The sequence below is a fragment of the Acinetobacter sp. SK-43 genome, from assembly GCF_015351505.1.
GTDB lineage: Bacteria > Pseudomonadota > Gammaproteobacteria > Pseudomonadales > Moraxellaceae > Acinetobacter > Acinetobacter junii.
The window spans coordinates 1-15,683 of record NZ_JADKPY010000040.1 but is presented as its reverse complement, the minus strand read 5'-3'; the positions used below and the strand labels follow the sequence as shown (position 1 = coordinate 15,683).

18 protein-coding genes and 4 tRNA genes are annotated in these 15,683 nt (G+C 37.4%); 8 read left to right on the top strand and 14 right to left on the bottom strand.

Annotation, left to right across the window (positions count from 1 at the left end):
• Positions 1-84: 84 nt before the first annotated feature.
• From IRT38_RS09005 to IRT38_RS08980, 6 genes are all read right to left on the bottom strand, one after another.
• A tRNA-Trp gene (locus tag IRT38_RS09005) sits at positions 85-158 on the bottom strand.
• 65 nt (positions 159-223) lie between these two features.
• Positions 224-308 (bottom strand) — tRNA-Leu (locus IRT38_RS09000).
• Positions 309-461: 153 nt separating this feature from the next.
• Positions 462-535 (bottom strand) — tRNA-Trp (locus tag IRT38_RS08995).
• Positions 536-603: 68 nt separating this feature from the next.
• Positions 604-688: transfer RNA gene (locus IRT38_RS08990), tRNA-Leu, on the bottom strand.
• Between the two features lie 106 nt (positions 689-794).
• Positions 795-1,619, bottom strand: coding sequence for a protein kinase domain-containing protein (locus IRT38_RS08985; RefSeq protein ID WP_194597490.1), 825 nt, complete (start codon positions 1,617-1,619; stop codon positions 795-797).
• A complete protein-coding gene (locus tag IRT38_RS08980) occupies positions 1,594-3,102 on the bottom strand; it encodes a DUF3336 domain-containing protein (RefSeq protein ID WP_004953257.1) in 1,509 nt (502 codons plus the stop codon). Before IRT38_RS08980 ends, IRT38_RS08985 begins: the two co-directional genes overlap by 26 nt.
• 176 nt (positions 3,103-3,278) lie before the next feature.
• On the opposite strand from IRT38_RS08980, the gene IRT38_RS08975 reads away from it, so the two are divergent.
• From IRT38_RS08975 to IRT38_RS08965, 3 genes are all read left to right on the top strand, one after another.
• Positions 3,279-4,169 carry an ATP-binding protein gene (locus IRT38_RS08975; RefSeq protein WP_194597489.1) on the top strand — a complete coding sequence of 297 codons (891 nt, stop codon included), beginning with the start codon at positions 3,279-3,281 and terminating at the stop codon, positions 4,167-4,169.
• A 279-nt stretch (positions 4,170-4,448) separates the two neighbouring features.
• A complete protein-coding gene (locus IRT38_RS08970; protein WP_194597488.1) occupies positions 4,449-5,027 on the top strand; it encodes a TetR/AcrR family transcriptional regulator in 579 nt (192 codons plus the stop codon).
• The gene (locus IRT38_RS08965; RefSeq protein WP_194597487.1) at positions 5,024-5,941 is read left to right on the top strand and encodes a DMT family transporter; all 918 of its coding nucleotides are present in this window, start codon (positions 5,024-5,026) and stop codon (positions 5,939-5,941) included. Before IRT38_RS08970 ends, IRT38_RS08965 begins: the two co-directional genes overlap by 4 nt.
• 128 nt (positions 5,942-6,069) lie before the next feature.
• Here IRT38_RS08965 and IRT38_RS08960 read toward each other — a convergent pair whose 3' ends face one another.
• Both IRT38_RS08960 and tsaD read right to left on the bottom strand, forming a co-directional pair.
• On the bottom strand, positions 6,070-6,573 hold the full coding sequence (locus tag IRT38_RS08960) for a hypothetical protein (RefSeq protein ID WP_004913191.1): 504 nt from the start codon (positions 6,571-6,573) through the stop codon (positions 6,070-6,072).
• Between the two features lie 162 nt (positions 6,574-6,735).
• Complete coding sequence (gene tsaD / locus IRT38_RS08955; protein WP_005402918.1) at positions 6,736-7,743, bottom strand: tRNA (adenosine(37)-N6)-threonylcarbamoyltransferase complex transferase subunit TsaD; 1,008 nt, start codon at positions 7,741-7,743, stop codon at positions 6,736-6,738.
• Between the two features lie 145 nt (positions 7,744-7,888).
• Between tsaD and rpsU the strand changes: the two genes are divergently transcribed.
• The gene (gene rpsU, locus IRT38_RS08950; protein ID WP_004652785.1) at positions 7,889-8,104 is read left to right on the top strand and encodes a 30S ribosomal protein S21; all 216 of its coding nucleotides are present in this window, start codon (positions 7,889-7,891) and stop codon (positions 8,102-8,104) included.
• A 29-nt stretch (positions 8,105-8,133) separates the two neighbouring features.
• On the top strand, positions 8,134-8,580 hold the full coding sequence (locus tag IRT38_RS08945; protein ID WP_004913195.1) for a GatB/YqeY domain-containing protein: 447 nt from the start codon (positions 8,134-8,136) through the stop codon (positions 8,578-8,580).
• Between the two features lie 66 nt (positions 8,581-8,646).
• On the opposite strand, the gene IRT38_RS08940 is transcribed toward IRT38_RS08945, so the two are convergent.
• The 6 genes from IRT38_RS08940 to IRT38_RS08915 all read right to left on the bottom strand — a co-directional run bounded on the left by IRT38_RS08940 (position 8,647) and on the right by IRT38_RS08915 (position 13,309).
• Positions 8,647-9,006: a hypothetical protein gene (locus IRT38_RS08940; RefSeq protein ID WP_005402919.1), complete on the bottom strand. Its 360-nt coding sequence runs from the start codon at positions 9,004-9,006 to the stop codon at positions 8,647-8,649.
• Positions 9,007-9,046: 40 nt separating this feature from the next.
• Entirely contained in the window at positions 9,047-9,412 is a 366-nt protein-coding gene (locus IRT38_RS08935) for a GFA family protein (RefSeq protein ID WP_194597486.1), read from the bottom strand.
• Between the two features lie 15 nt (positions 9,413-9,427).
• Positions 9,428-10,870: a M48 family metalloprotease gene (locus tag IRT38_RS08930; RefSeq protein ID WP_194597485.1), complete on the bottom strand. Its 1,443-nt coding sequence runs from the start codon at positions 10,868-10,870 to the stop codon at positions 9,428-9,430.
• Between the two features lie 126 nt (positions 10,871-10,996).
• Complete coding sequence (locus tag IRT38_RS08925) at positions 10,997-11,584, bottom strand: 1-acyl-sn-glycerol-3-phosphate acyltransferase (RefSeq protein WP_194597484.1); 588 nt, start codon at positions 11,582-11,584, stop codon at positions 10,997-10,999.
• 100 nt (positions 11,585-11,684) lie between these two features.
• The gene (locus IRT38_RS08920) at positions 11,685-12,650 is read right to left on the bottom strand and encodes a 2-hydroxyacid dehydrogenase (RefSeq protein WP_004913210.1); all 966 of its coding nucleotides are present in this window, start codon (positions 12,648-12,650) and stop codon (positions 11,685-11,687) included.
• A gap of 17 nt (positions 12,651-12,667) precedes the next feature.
• The gene (locus IRT38_RS08915; RefSeq protein WP_194597483.1) at positions 12,668-13,309 is read right to left on the bottom strand and encodes a hypothetical protein; all 642 of its coding nucleotides are present in this window, start codon (positions 13,307-13,309) and stop codon (positions 12,668-12,670) included.
• Positions 13,310-13,587: 278 nt separating this feature from the next.
• Here IRT38_RS08915 and IRT38_RS08910 point away from each other — a divergent pair, with 278 nt between their 5' ends.
• The 3 genes from IRT38_RS08910 (at position 13,588) to IRT38_RS08900 (ending at position 15,626) form a co-directional block, all read left to right on the top strand.
• Positions 13,588-14,688: an MBL fold metallo-hydrolase gene (locus tag IRT38_RS08910; protein WP_194597482.1), complete on the top strand. Its 1,101-nt coding sequence runs from the start codon at positions 13,588-13,590 to the stop codon at positions 14,686-14,688.
• A 136-nt stretch (positions 14,689-14,824) separates the two neighbouring features.
• Complete coding sequence (locus tag IRT38_RS08905) at positions 14,825-15,172, top strand: ArsR/SmtB family transcription factor (RefSeq protein WP_004959578.1); 348 nt, start codon at positions 14,825-14,827, stop codon at positions 15,170-15,172.
• Positions 15,162-15,626 carry an SRPBCC family protein gene (locus IRT38_RS08900; RefSeq protein ID WP_194597481.1) on the top strand — a complete coding sequence of 155 codons (465 nt, stop codon included), beginning with the start codon at positions 15,162-15,164 and terminating at the stop codon, positions 15,624-15,626. The genes IRT38_RS08905 and IRT38_RS08900 overlap by 11 nt, the downstream gene beginning before the upstream one ends.
• The last annotated feature ends 57 nt before the right edge of the window (positions 15,627-15,683 follow it).

Below are 15,683 nucleotides of genomic sequence, written 5' to 3'. Positions count from 1 at the left end.
GTGAATACTCATCAAAGTAAATTAATTTCAAAATACTGCGAAATAAAAAAGCCCTTGTATCAAACAAGGGCTTTTTTATTAATTTGGCAGAGGATCAAGGACTCGAACCTTGACGAACGGTTTTGGAGACCGTCATGCTACCATTACACCAATCCTCTATAACAACTTGATTAACTTATTTAGTCGTTAATCACTAAAAAGTAAAAGATTACTTTTTAAAATTTGGTGGGGGCGAAGAGACTCGAACTCTTACACCTTGCGGCGCTGGAACCTAAATCCAGTGCGTCTACCAATTTCGCCACGCCCCCGATGGATGTGTATATTAGTGATAAACTTTCTTGCTGACAAGCCTTTTTTATAAAAAAACCATGCATCTGAAAGCTAATGCTTTTTTCATGAGCAAACGAAATTTTTAACCAAATAAAAAAGCCCTTGTATTTAACAAAGGCTTTTTATTAATTTGGCAGAGGATCAAGGACTCGAACCTTGACGAACGGTTTTGGAGACCGTCATGCTACCATTACACCAATCCTCTATAACCGTATGATTAATTCATTTCTGATTTAATCATAAAAAAAGCAAGATAACCTTGCTTCTTAAATTTGGTGGGGGCGAAGAGACTCGAACTCTTACACCTTGCGGCGCTGGAACCTAAATCCAGTGCGTCTACCAATTTCGCCACGCCCCCGATGGGTATGCATATTAGTGACAAAGCGGCTTTATGACAAGACTTTCTGATAAAAAACCAATTCAAGTGAACATATAATATTCAAATCAAAGATTTATGTTTATTTTTACAACAAATTTATTGTTCGAATCGCATTTTTTAGCTCTGTAACTGAGCCAAAGCGTTCATCAATTTTTTTCTTTAATAAACCATCAAGTATCGGCAAAAAGCACTTTAGTGAATCTGGAAGTTTGATCTGCAACTCTTGGCAATGCAGTATTGCCCAATCATGATAGGTTTTTGCAGATAATCTCGATTGACAGAGCCATTCATATAGAATAATTCCAAAAGCGTATAAGTCACTTTGTACAGACTTGGGTTGACCATGAAACAGTTCAGGTGCCATGTAATGCGGTGTCGCGGTCAATAATTTCTTCGGACTAATAATTCGTTGACTCTGCTCAAAATCAATCAATCTACAGGTATCTAAATAACGCCTAAAATGCTCTGATTTCAGATCACCATGTATCCAACCACTTTGATGAAGTGCTGCAAGGGCATTTAAAGCAAGTAAAATTTGTTTTCTGATCTCATGCAGATCATTTTCAGGACTAAATTTTATAAAAAAATCGTTCGTATCTAACGTTAATAGCCCTTCTCCACTTTGCCTCGTTTCATTTAAAAAATTCAGCTTGGATAAATCAATAACGCTATAAGGGACTAAAAAATCCGAACTAGCAATCTTATTTTGGTGATAAAACTCTAATTCGGCGTTAAATGAATCTTCTAAAACTTGGTTGTGTTGCTCAACATGAAACTTTAGCCAATATTTTTTATGACCTTGAGTTAATGTATATAAACGCCGTCCATATGAATGGCTTTTTTGTTTGGTCTGTAACGCTATCTCATCAAACGAATGATCTAAGTCAGAGATCAACATAATAGAATTCATTCTGCTGCTTATTTTCTTGCTTACGTAATGATGCCAAACAATGTTCTATTGTTTTACCGATCCGCGCATGCGTTTCTATTGAGGTGATTTTTGGCCATGTTGCTCGCTCACCTTCTTGCTGCAAAATCTTGAAAATCCTAGGTCGAGGATTTTTTAACATATAGTTATAGTGGCGCAAACCATATTTAGCGATGATATTTACATCACCATAATAACGCTGTCCAAGTATGCCATAGCCATGATCAAGTACTCGACGGATTGGGAAAAAACCTCCCATATAGTTTCGTGTTAAATCCATCACTTCCATCGCAATCGCTTTCCCTTGATGACGGACAATGCGTTGAGGCCAACTTAATACATCTCTACGAAAACGATCTGTGTCGCTCTGCATAAATGGCACAATATGAGGATTCACCTGACTGGCGATGGTGTAGTTAATATTATAAAGACGCGCCATTTTTTCCTGAGGAAAATCACTACGCATACTCCCATCCACCCATTTTGTCTTTGCCATATAGGGGGTATGTTGTCCATCATAACGCTTACTGGTTAGATGCACTGGCGGAAATAATACAGGTACGGCACAAGATGCTAACACTGCGCTCCAAACCAAAACATTAGGTGCAGTTAATGCATTCATAATTCTAGGATTTTGAGCAGTATTATGCGGTGCTACGACAATATTAATATGTCGTTTAGATTGTTGATATGCCTCAGCAAAAGTTAAATCACCCAAATTATTCATTAAGAATTTTTTGAGATACATCACATCAGCCAAACCACCATGCCCTTTAATTAGCTCAGTCACGGTGCGAAAACGGAATGCATCACTAAAAAAATGCTGTCCACCAAGCAACTCAGGGATCTTATCGTTCTTTGAAACACCAAGCATACCTGTCATAATCGCTCCCGCACTCGACCCAGACAGAACACTTGGCATCAAATCTTGCTCAAATAATGCTTTACACACGCCTGTATGAAACAAACCCAAAGTTGCCCCTCCAGAAAACATGAGAGCAGGTTGTCCATAGGCTTTTTGGCATTCTTCAAAGAATTGAATTTTCTCTTTTAATTGGAAAGTTATACATTCGCTCGAGGCGAGATATTGAAAACAATCACTCACAAGTTCTACATAGTTTTCAATAATTTTTTTTGTTCCTACATATGTCTCAGCAAATAACATCGGATGACCAATATTTGCAAAATCATAAGACAATCCTTCACGAAGAACATAAATTAAATCAAGTGTTCGATGTTGAGTACGATATTTTTTTAATAAGGTGTATCGATTTGATAATGCTTCAGCATCAAAATAGGGCGACTGATTATCGTACTTCCACTCCTCTCTGCCAGATTCCTCATCTAGTTTTAGCGCGATTTCCTTCCATTCTTGATAACTTCTAGCATGCTGCAAATCCTCTTTTAGGACATCAACCCGATGTTTTTGATAGCTATTTTTCTTTTCTCTTACTTTGTTTAGCATCGTCTGTCCTATCCCGTCTTCATTTTTTATTCATGCACTTATACAATGCAAAAACCTACTTAAACAATCAAGTATAAATTCTTGTTATTGTGCATCGTTTTGATGATATTTCCTTTATTTTCGTGCAAGCAGTGCTAGTATCAATCTTCATTAATCACTGAGTTTTGTGTGTTTTTATGGCTATCTTAGACTTACCAGAATCTATTCTTGCATCTTTGTCGAATGTTTTGACTCAATTACAGCATGTTCTGCCACAACCGAAGCAACCGACTGATTTTTCTGCAATCGCATTTAAATGGGAAAATCAAGAACTGATCGCCATACAACAACCTAAAAAAATGTATCTGGAAGATCTAAAAGGAATAGAGCGTCAAAAAGATAAAATCATTCAAAACACCTTGCAGTTTTTAAATGGCCTCCCTGCCAATGATGTTTTATTAACAGGTTCTCGTGGCACAGGAAAATCCTCAATTGTTCGTGCTTTACTGACAGAATACTCTGATCAAGGACTACGTTTAATTGAAATAGAACGTGATGATTTATCTGATTTACCCAAAATCCAAAAACTCATTGAACAACGTCCTGAGAAATTTATTGTTTATTGTGATGATTTAGCATTCAACGCAGAAGATGAAAATTATCGCAGTTTGAAAAGCGTGCTAGATGGTTCTCTTCAATCAGGTTCGAGCAATTTTATTATTTATGCGACGAGTAATCGTCGTCACCTTCTACCTGAATTTATGCATGAAAATACCCCAGTACGGAAAGTAGACGTACCTCAATACACTGAATTACATCCACAAGAAGCGATTGAAGAAAAAATATCTCTTTCAGATCGTTTTGGAATGTGGCTTTCATTCTACCCAATGGACCAGCAACTATATTTGAAAATCGTTGAACATTACATTGTTAAAGCAGGCTTAGAATATAACGATATTGTTCGAGGCGAAAGCTTGAAATGGTGTCAAGCACGAGGGCAACGTTCTGGTCGTGCAGCATACCAATTTTCTAAACACTGGATTGGTTCAAAAAATTTAGAAAAGTTAGCGAATAAAGATCAAACATAAACGCCTCAGATACTTAACTTGCTTCTTAATAGCACTCGCAATTGTTTCTTCTTCATTAAATTTTATAAAAACTAGGAAACAATTGCGTTGTCAAAGAACTCTGATGTCAATTAGAAAAACCATATAAATTTCATGTGACTATAAAACAACACCACCTGGTAAGTCAGCATAATTCTCTTTCTAACATTTCCGATAATCATCTAAAACAAACAAATTTCGCTAGCAGATTAGTTTACTTTTCTATAATATTAGGTAGATCGGTATACCCAATATTAAATTATGAGTACAAAGTCAGTCAAACAAAAGATCTTAGATGCAGCATCTATCCTGTTTTATAACGATGGGATTACCAATACTGGTATTAATAGCATTACAGACAAAGCGCAAGTGGCGAAAATGTCGCTCTATAATAATTTCCCCACGAAATCAGATTTGATTAGCTGCTACATCGAAGCCCGTCATCAAGAATGGTTAGAATTATTTGAAAAAAGGAAAGCTCAAATTCACTCACCTATTGATGGCATTCTCGCTATTTTTGATGCTTACCATGATCATGCAGAGTTTGCCTATGAAAAAGGGTTTAGGGGCTGCGGCTTGTTAAATGCAGCAGCTGAGTTTCCTGCTCATAGTCCTGAGCGTCTAGCAGTCAAAAAGCATAAAGATGAAATTGAAAACATTGTTGCTGGGTATCTAATGCAACAATTTGAAGATTCTAAGAAAGTCCAAGAACTTGCTCTTTTAATTTCTTTTATTTTAGAAGGCTCAATTGCTAGAGCTGGTTTAGAAAACTCAAGCGACAAAGTATTTGCAGCGAAGCAAATGGTTCAACGATTATTAGAACAAGAGATTAAAAATTGAATAGCAAAACTTCAAACCTCAGCTCCCACTCTGGTTTTATTGCAGTTTTGATTGCCTCAATTTTATGGGGTACTACTGGAACTGCGGCATCTTATGCGCCTAATTTAAGCCCTCTTACAATAGGAGCAATTGCAATGGGTGGTGGTGGATTACTACAAGCCTTGCTCGCTCATAAAAAGATTTTAGATCATCTACCACAAATCAAGTCTTACTACCCTTTGCTTCTGATTGGAATGATTTCAGTAGCCATTTATCCTCTCGCTTTTTATAGCTCAATGCGTATGGCTGGAATTACGATTGGAACGGTAGTCTCGATTGGGTCGGCACCATTATTTACAGCTTTATTAGAAAAAATTTTCGATAAAAAAGCACTTTCATTGAAATGGTTTATTAGTTTTATTTTTGGCGTTATCGGAGTATTACTTTTATCTGTGGGCGAAACACACTCTCATGGACCAACACAAAGCATTTCGACAGATCAAAAAAACATTGGAATCATTCTCGGATTGATTGCAGCTCTCACCTATTCACTATACTCATGGGCTGCTAAAAAAATGATTGATCGAGGTGTAGATTCAAAAACATCAATGGGTTTAATTTTTGGTTTTGGCGCTTTAATCTTATTACCAACATTATTTTTTACGGGTTCAAACCTCTTTGATGAGTCTGTAAATCTTTATGTTGTTGCCTATATGATGTTGATTCCAATGTTTCTGGGCTATCTACTATTTGGGTATGCACTAAAAATGATCTCCGCAAGCACAGCAACTACGCTTACTTTATTCGAGCCACTCGTTGCTGCTTTATTCGCAGTTCTTTTAGTCGGTGAGCAATTAGCACCGATTGGTTGGGTTGGCATGGTTTTGATTTTTGTTTGTTTAGCCGTGTTGTCTAAAACAGACCGTCCAAAATAATTTCGAGTTTCAACCAATATTAAATAGCATAGAGCTATGATCAATAATTCAATATAAAAATTTAAATCGCAGATGCAGAAAATAAACTTTCTCTGCATCTGTTTTTTCTAATACGTTAGTTACTTAGATCAATATTCTTGCGCTAATTTTTCCAAAGTAAATAACATTTTTTTCACCACACTTCTTTTATGCTGCAACATATTTTTGATATTCGCTGGATTGAAACCCGTTAATTTCGCAATACCACGACTGGTCATATATTCACCAGTTTTCTCAAAATGCTTTTCACTCAAAAGTGTTTTGGCATTCGAGAATCTAACCGCTAACTTATAGTCACTTAGTTCAGACCACGCACCTGTTTTATATTCTTGAAAATCAAATTCTTTCTTCTGTTGAGCTGGTTTATCACGAAGAATATTACTCAAACGATTGATAATGATTTTTTCTTCACTTTGTTCAATTAATTGATAAAGTTCAGTTTCTTCAAATGAACGGCCCAAAGAAAGATCTTTTTTATATTGTTCAATCACTTTCTCTTTTGATGTCTCGTTCTCATCACCTTGTTGAATGAGGCATAGAATCTTATATAAAGATTCTAATCGACCACATGTAAAAATATAAGAAATCTTCAACTTGTACTCCGCTATGAGTTTTAGCTCATCAAAATAAATAATTTATTCGACACTTTAACACGATAGCTGTAGCTCCTGAGCTTCAAGCTACACATTAATCAATGATTTGATCTTTAAATGTCTTAACTTAGAACAGATATAAGATATTTAACCAACCAAATATCAGGTCGGTTCTAAGTCTGTCATCGGCCATCTAGGTGTAGTTGTGACCGCCAAACCATCTTGTTGCCCTGCTTTTAAACGTTGATAACCAGCAAAGGCAATCATTGCACCATTATCTGTACATAAGGCAGGTTCAGCATAATAAACTTGCGCTTTGATCTTTTTCAAAGAGGTTTCTAATTGCTCACGTAAGCGAACATTCGCACTCACACCTCCAGCAATCACCAATCGTTTCAAACCAGTTTGCTTCAAAGCTTTCACTGATTTTTTAACCAAAGTATCAACGATTGCTTCTTGGAAAGAAGCTGCGATATCTGCATCACGATTTTCTTCACCCAATTTTTTCAACTGAACAGAAACCGCAGTTTTCAAACCACTAAATGAAAAATCCAAGCCTTGATGTAACATCGGGCGAGGAAATTCAAATGCTTGTGAATTACCTTGCAAAGCTAATTTGGCAATATTAGGACCACCTGGGTATGGCAATTTCATCATTTTTGCAACTTTATCAAATGCCTCACCCGCAGCATCATCTATCGACTCGCCAAGTAATTCATATTGACCAATTCCATGAGCTGCCATCAGTTGCGTATGACCACCTGAAACTAGTAAGGCTACAAATGGAAATTCTGGTGGAGTTTCAGAAAGTAAAGGCGCAAGCATATGACCTTCCATGTGGTGTACACCGATGGCTGGTTTGTTAAATGCAAAAGCCAAAGTGCGTCCAAATAATGCACCTGTCATTAACGCTCCCATGAGTCCTGGTCCGCGTGTATATGCAATTGCATCAATTTCTTGTTTTTTAACTCCACTTTGCTCAAGCAACTGATTAATCAAAGGAATCATTTTTCGTACATGATCACGTGATGCAAGTTCAGGAACAACACCACCATATTCAGCATGCAGTTTGATCTGACTATATAGAACCTGTCCACGTAAGCCGAGCTCGCTATCATAGAGTGCTAACCCAGTTTCATCACACGAAGTTTCTAAGCCCAAAACAATCATTAAACTGCCTTTACAACGATCAAAAATAATATCGAAGCTATTATAGACTTGTGATCTGAGTTGTAAATGAGTAAAATACTGACCTTCACTTGCGATCTAGTGCAATCGTGCATTAGGTCTTATCCATAATCTTAGAGGATTTTACATGCCACAAGTTAAGTTGAAAGAAGGCGAACCAGTAGACGTAGCTATCCGTCGTTTCAAACGTTCATGCGAAAAAGCGGGTGTTTTAGCTGACGTTCGTAAGCGCGAATTCTATGAGAAACCAACTCAAGAACGTAAGCGTAAAAAAGCTGCAGCAGTTAAGCGTTATCAAAAGAAATTGACTCGCGAATCTGTACGTACTACTCGCCTTTACTAATTAATTTGTGATTGATTGCTGAAAAGACTATGACTACTTTAAAAGACCAAATTACTGACGTATTAAAAACTTCAATGCGTGCCAAAGATATGGCAACAGTAACGGTCATTCGTGGTCTACAAGCAGCAATTAAGCAAATCGAAGTCGATGAGCGCATTGAGCTTGACGATGCTCAGGTTCTTGCGGTCATTGAAAAACAAATTAAACAACGTAAAGAATCGATCAAGGCCTTTTCTGGCGCTGGTCGAGATGATTTAGCTAGTAAAGAACAAGCCGAAGTTGAGGTTATTTCTCAATTTCTACCAGCAGCTATGACTGAGGAAGAACTTGATTCTATCATTGAGCAAACGATTGCTGCTCAAGAAGCTACTAGCATGAAAGATATGGGTAAGGTGATGAATTCTCTACGTCCGATCATAGCCGGGCGTGCCGATCCTGCACAAGTATCTGCTAAAATCAAAGCAAAATTAAGCTAAGCTGCTTTTATCCCCCTCTCTATATTAATGTAAATGGATTCATTTAAATGAACCCATCTATCTATATCAATTAAAATTACACTGAATATTGTATTTTTTCAGCATTTGCATTTCTTTAGATTCTGCAACTTGATTAATCACATCTTGTTTCGTCATCGTCGCATATTGTCCCGTCAAAGATGATCGATTACGCTCAATTGCTTGATATAAATCCTGCACATATTGATTGGTAATACCACAGAATTTTGCCTGCTGTTCAGGACTAAAACGCGAAAGTTGAGGATCTAAACTACGCAGAAAACCACGCATATCTTGCGCATAATTTGCAGTAATCTTCTCTACAGAATTTACATATTGTTCAACAGAACTCGCTGAACTCACCCCGATCATGCTTATTGCAAAAATAAAAATAAAAATCTTTTTCATAAATCTTTTAACTTCTCAGTTATTCCTTACGCAGGACATCTTATCTTAATTCAAGAAAATTTGGCTTATGCTCAGTAAAAAATTCTTCCTCTGGTGCAGGAAGTTTGCCCTCTGTAACAGAGCCCAAACGCAAACGAATAATATTGGGTAGATCAGTACGATACGAGTAAATTGGACTTCCACAATTCTGGCAGAACACACGAGCTTTATTGGGAGTATGTAAGTATTCTTTTAACTGATCTTGTCCAGATATGAATTGGAATTTGGTTTGATCAATTGGACTATTCCAACCTGCGATACTACCTTGAGCTTGTTGACAATGCTGGCAATAACACAAAATGCTCTGTTCGATTTCCCCATCATATTGATATTGAACTGCTCCACATAAACACTGTCCTTTTATCATTATTTTCCTCAATTATTAAATTTTCATTCGGCGATCATCTTGCATTTGTTTTAAACGCGAATCAATTTTTGCTGACATAGCCATATTACCTTTCGCCAAACGTTGGGCATGTAGCATTGATTTTATAGCATTTTCTTCATGACCTGACCAATATTCAACCTCTGCTCGGTAACATAAAACATTGATCGCTTGCAAAGGTGAACTCTTATCTAGATTGGTTGCCTGTTGTAATAGTTGCCACCCCTCCACGTCTCTTTGATTTTTATGTATAAATCGTTGTACTAAGGTTTGGGCTTCAGCTGCTTTACCTTGTCTTATAAGCACTTCCGCTAATTTATAAGATAAAGCACGATTTTCAGGCATAGTGCGTTGGATTGAATTGATACTGTTATAAGCCAGATCAATTTTATTTTGACCTAGATAAATATCCGTTTGGATCAATGGAATAAGTACGTGATTTTTTAATTTTAATTTGACTTGATCAAGGCTGGTCTGGGCTTGTGCATAATCACCTCGCTCTAAATAAAACTTACTGATCGCAAGTAATCCCGCAATATTCTTTTGATTAGCCAAAGCTTGAAGCTGATTTTCTGTCGCCTGATTTGATACGACATAGGTGTACCATTTCATGATATCAAAATCGAGATCATAAATTTTTGGTTTCACTCGAGGTAACTGGTTTGCACGTAATCGTGCCTCACTCATACGTTCCGTGGTTAATGGGTGGGTAAACCAGAAATCTGGTAGGAAACTGACTCGGCTAGTAGCACGATGCATCGTTTCGAAATAGTCAGCCATACTTTGTGGATTGTAACCAGAGGAATACATGAATTGCATACCGATACGATCCGCTTCACGCTCTTGATTACGACTATAACTCAATTGCTTATCCATTAAGGCAGCTTGAGTACCTAGCATTACAGCAGAGCCAACATCACCGTCAGCTTGTGAAGCAATCGCAGCTCCTACGAGGATACCTGCTAAAGCAAGCAATCCTTGCCCTTTGAAGGCTTCTTGGGATCGGCTATAGTGACGTTGCGAAACGTGTGCTATCTCGTGAGCCATAACACCAGCAATCTCATCGATATTTTTCGCAGAAGTGATTAAACCCGTGTTTAATGCAAAGAGACCACCAGGAACTGCAAAAGCATTAATTTGAGGGTCTTTAATCACCACTAGACCAATCGGTTGCCCAAGCTGAGTTTGGCTGAGAATACCTGAAAACACTTGAAGAAACTGATCTTCCAACCATGCATCTTGTACAGTTGGCATTTGACGACGCACTTCGCGATAAACTTTCTCTCCGATCAGTTTTTCTTTTTGCTGATCAAGCAACCCAACACCACTACCGATATCAGGTATTTCAGTTTGACCTGAAATTTGCGGAGGTAAAAAGACCTGTGTATGACTAAGTTGAGTCGTGGCAAATAAGCCACATGCGAGCAGCAACGGTCTCAAGTGGTTTCTCTATGATTCTACTGGAAAAATTTAATATACCATTTGATTTAGGAGAAATTTGCAACGAAGTGTTATAAAAGACAGGAAAATCCTGTCTTACTTTATGATTTTTGAAATTCTAAAGAATTACTGGTCAGGCGAAAAACGTTGATCAATACTGAATTTCTCTGGAAATTTAGCATTAATTTCTGCATAAAAAGCCATAATCTCGGTCATATCTTTTTGATAATCACCTGATGGATAAACAATTTTACCAATACCTGTTTTCTTTTTTGCATAATCCATATATGCCAATGCAATAGGTACACCTGCATTCACAGCAACATGATAAAAACCTGTTTTCCATTGTTCTTGTTTCGCACGTGTTCCTTCTGGTGTTACAAGCATCACAAGTTTAGGGTGTGTTTTAAATAGATCACTCATCAACTGAACCATGCTTGGTCTTTCCTGACCTTCTTGCTTAGCACTGCGATCTATTCCTATTCCGCCCATCGCACGCACAAAAGGACCAAATGGAAATTTCATATAGCTGTCTTTGATCGTCAAACGAACATTTACACCTAAAGCTTTCAATGCTAATCGTGCATATAGTGCATCCCAATTACTGGTATGTGGCGCTGCGATCATGACACATTGGTCAATATCCAAGTCCCAGTGATTATCAATTTCCCACCCCATCAAACCCAAAGTTTGTTCAGCTAATTTCTCGAACACAACAACCCCAAACGCAATTTCAAAGGGCGCAAGTGTACCAATAATAGCCAGTTTAAAATGCTAGACTAGATGAATAATTCAGCAATCAACATGTAAGAATTTATTCAAACTTAGGATTGACTAGATAACGAGGTTGTCGATCCTCAAGTGCATCAATAAGATTTTGATAAGCAAGATGAACCATTTTTTTGCGTGTTTCGAGAGTTGCTGAACCAATATGAGGGGCAGTCACCACATTTGGTAGTTGGAATAATGGTGATTCTTGCAAAGGTTCTTTTGCATACACATCTAAGCCTGCTGCAAAAATTTTGTTTTGTTGTAATGCATCGATCAATGCTGACTCATCTACTACAGAACCACGTGAAATATTGACGAACACAGCATGTTTTTGCATTAAATCAAATTGAGCTGAACCAATTAAAGCTTTAGATTCTTGATTTAAATCTACAGCCACCACGATGAAATCAGACTGTTGTAACAGTCGATCTAAATCACAGTATTGAGCATTATATGCTTCTGCAACTTCTATTTTTTCACGGCGATTGTGATACAAAATATTCATGTTAAAGCCATGAAAACCTCGTCGAGCAATTGCTGCGCCGATATGCCCTAACCCGATAATCCCTAAAGTTTTACCGAAAACATCCATACCGAACTGTTCGGTTGATACTGTACGCTTCCATTGACCTTGCTTTATCCACGCATCTAATTGAGGGATTTTTCTTGCTGCGCTCAGCAGTAAACTAAATGCTAAATCAGCAGTCGTCTCGGTTAATACATGAGGTGTATTAGCGAGCCAAATTTTTCTTTGATTTAAATAATTAACATCATAGTTATCATAACCAACAGAAACAGTTGAAATAATTTTGAGCTTTTGTGCTGTCGCTAAATTAGTTTCGTTGAGTAAACGACCTGCTCCTATCATCGCGTCAGCATCAGCAACTTCTGTTCGAATCTGCTCATTAATATCACCCATTTTGGGATTCAGCACGACCACTTGATAATCTTGCTGTAACTTGAGTAATACATCCTGATCGATTTGGCTGAATACAACGACTTTCTTCATGATAAGAGTTCCGAACCTTATTGCATAAGTTGCCACAACCGTTTTTTAAGTAGAGGTTGTGTAATCATTTCTTCTAAACTGGCTAAATGTAAAATATTAGAATGTTGAATAAATTCAAGTTTTCCTAAACATAATATTTTCTTATTATTTGAAGTCGCATCTAAAAATCCTTGAATATAGGATGGTAAACCACGACTGTCCTGAAATTCAGCTAAAGGAAATGGCCACTTTAGCTCAGCATAGTAGCCAAGTTTAGCTTTTTGAATATTTTGCCAAAGTTGCTGTTGTTCAGCATTTAATTGACTGCTCTCAACCAAAATTGAACAGTTCTCTAAGACATACATTTGTAATTCAAATGACTGTACAGAACCTTCAACAACTATCTGCGGTTTAGCTGTCGTTGCCTCTCGAAGAATTGGTTTAGGCGTAATTTCTTGTGGTTGTGATTGAACTTCAACAATTGGTTCTGAGATGATTGGTTCTAAATCATGCGCTTCAACAAGATCTGATGCTAAGGAAATTTCTTCAATAGGTGTATTATTTTCAACAACCTGATCTCGCCATAGATGTGCAGCAGTATTTTTTTCACACACAACATCTTTAGGAATCCAAATATCAATTCCTATCGCTGCTAGTATGTTTCTTTGCTGCCCAATCATTTTACTACTCTTTCTACCACGTTAGATCATCACAATACTTGTAATGCTGCATAGTCTACCATAAACGGCTTCCCCCTTTATGGCTTCGTTTTATCCAATCACCCTTCTCTGATCAAGACATCTTTCAAGATTTGAAATCTTTTTTCACTTAGATAAAGAAACAAATTTCTTAAGTTCTTCCATTTATCGACTAATCCCAACTTTTTCATCATTTTGTCGCTTTCTCTTTTTATTACTAGTCTGGACCGAATGCTCAAATGAAAAGGTGGACTGAATCTATGCTAATCCTTTTTGCTATCGTTTTTTTGCTCTTGCTTGGCATAAGTATTTTATATACGCAACATCCCTTATTTGGAAAAATCCCTACTGCTGAACGACTCAAACGTATCGAAAACTCTCCTAACTATCGTCAGGGTCAATTTAGAAATCGACTAGAAAAACCTGATATGGCTGACTGCTCCCACACCTTTATTGAACTGTATAGAACATTTATTAAAACTATTCCTCATCGTAGACCCAAAGACATTATTCCCTCTATCAAAACCAATTTACGTACACTCGATCCCAAACAAGATGTCATGATTTGGTTTGGGCATTCTTCTGTTTTTATCCAACTGAATGGTAAAACCTTTTTAATTGACCCAGTGATGAGTGGCAAAGTTTCCCCTCTGCCTTGGGGAACACGTGCTTATCGAGGTACAGATATTTATACAGTCGAGGAATTACCCCAAATTGACTATTTATTGATCTCACATGACCATTATGATCATCTGGATTATAAAACCATTTTGCAACTAAAGAACAAAGTCAAATATGTCATTACTGGTCTCGGTGTCGGAGAACACTTCGAGTACTGGGGCTATTCAAAAGAACAATTGATTGAACGAGACTGGGGTGACAAAATTGAATTTGAAGGTGGTATTACGATCATCACCGAAACAACTCATCATGATTCACGGCGTGCCTTTAAAGGCGGTAAAAATCTCTGGGTATCCTTCATCATACAATCACCGAATAGAAAGATTTTTTATACAGGTGATGGAGGCTATGACAAACATTTTGTGGAGATTGGTAAAAAGTACGGACCTTTTGATTGGGCATTGATGGAAAATGGTCAATACGATGCTGCTTGGCGCTCCGTACATTGTCATCCAGATGAAGTTGCACAAGCGACAGAAGAACTCCAAGCACGTAACATGCTACCTGTGCATCATTCTAAGTTTAGCCTCGCAAAACACCCTTGGAATGAGCCAATTAATCATATTGTAAGATATTCAAAACAAAGAAATTATCGACTTGCCACCCCCATGATCGGTGAATTGGTTGAACTCGATAATGAGCAACAAAGTTTCAAGCAATGGTGGGCAAATATTCGTTGAACGGTTCGATTAAAGAATCAGATAGAGTTTCTGATTCTTTATTCAGCTCTTAAATTTTTTAAGATTAAATCTAAAACTTAGCCATTTAGATAAGTTTTACTTGACTTGTTGTTTTTTCAACCAAATACTTACCCATATGGCTAAGTATGATTTTCAACTCGATCTGTTATTTAATGCTTTAAGTGATCCTACACGCAGAGCAATACTCACTCGTCTTGCAACAGGTGAAGCAACAACCACCTCACTTGCAGAAGAGCATACGATGGCTTTGCCCTCTTTTCTTAAACATTTAAAAAAATTGGAAGAAGCGGGACTGATCACAACAACAAAAAATGGCAGAGTGAGAACCTATGCTCTTCGCCCCCATGCGTTTAGCCCTTTAAAACACTGGTTGCAAGAACAACAAGCCATATGGGAAACACGCTTAAATCAATTAGATAACTATGCATTAAATTTACAAAGGAAAAGAAAAAATGAATCTTGATCCCCAAACAGATTTAAAACTAGAACGAACTGTAGCTGTTCCACGTGAGTTACTTTGGGAATGCTGGACTACTCCAGAGCATATAAAACACTTTTTTATTCCTAAACCTCACTCCATCGTGTCCTGTGAAATAGACTTGAAAGTAGGTGGAAAATTCAACACCTTGTTTGATGTTGATGGCAATCAGATTCCCAATAATGGTGTTTTTCTAGAAGTCGTTGATGGCGAAAAATTAGTATTTACTGATGCTTATACTGAAGAATGGAAACCCAGTGAAAATCCATTTATGACGGCAATTATCCTATTTGAAGATCTCGGAAATGGATCAACAAAATACACAGCTATTGCACGCCATCGCACTCCTGAAGCACGACAACAACATGAAGATATGGGTTTCTTTAGTGGTTGGGGAACGGTTGTTGATCAACTCGAAACCTACGCCAAAACGTTATAAATAAATATTTTAGGTATAAAAAAGGCAGGTTTAGCCTGTCTTTTATATATATTAACA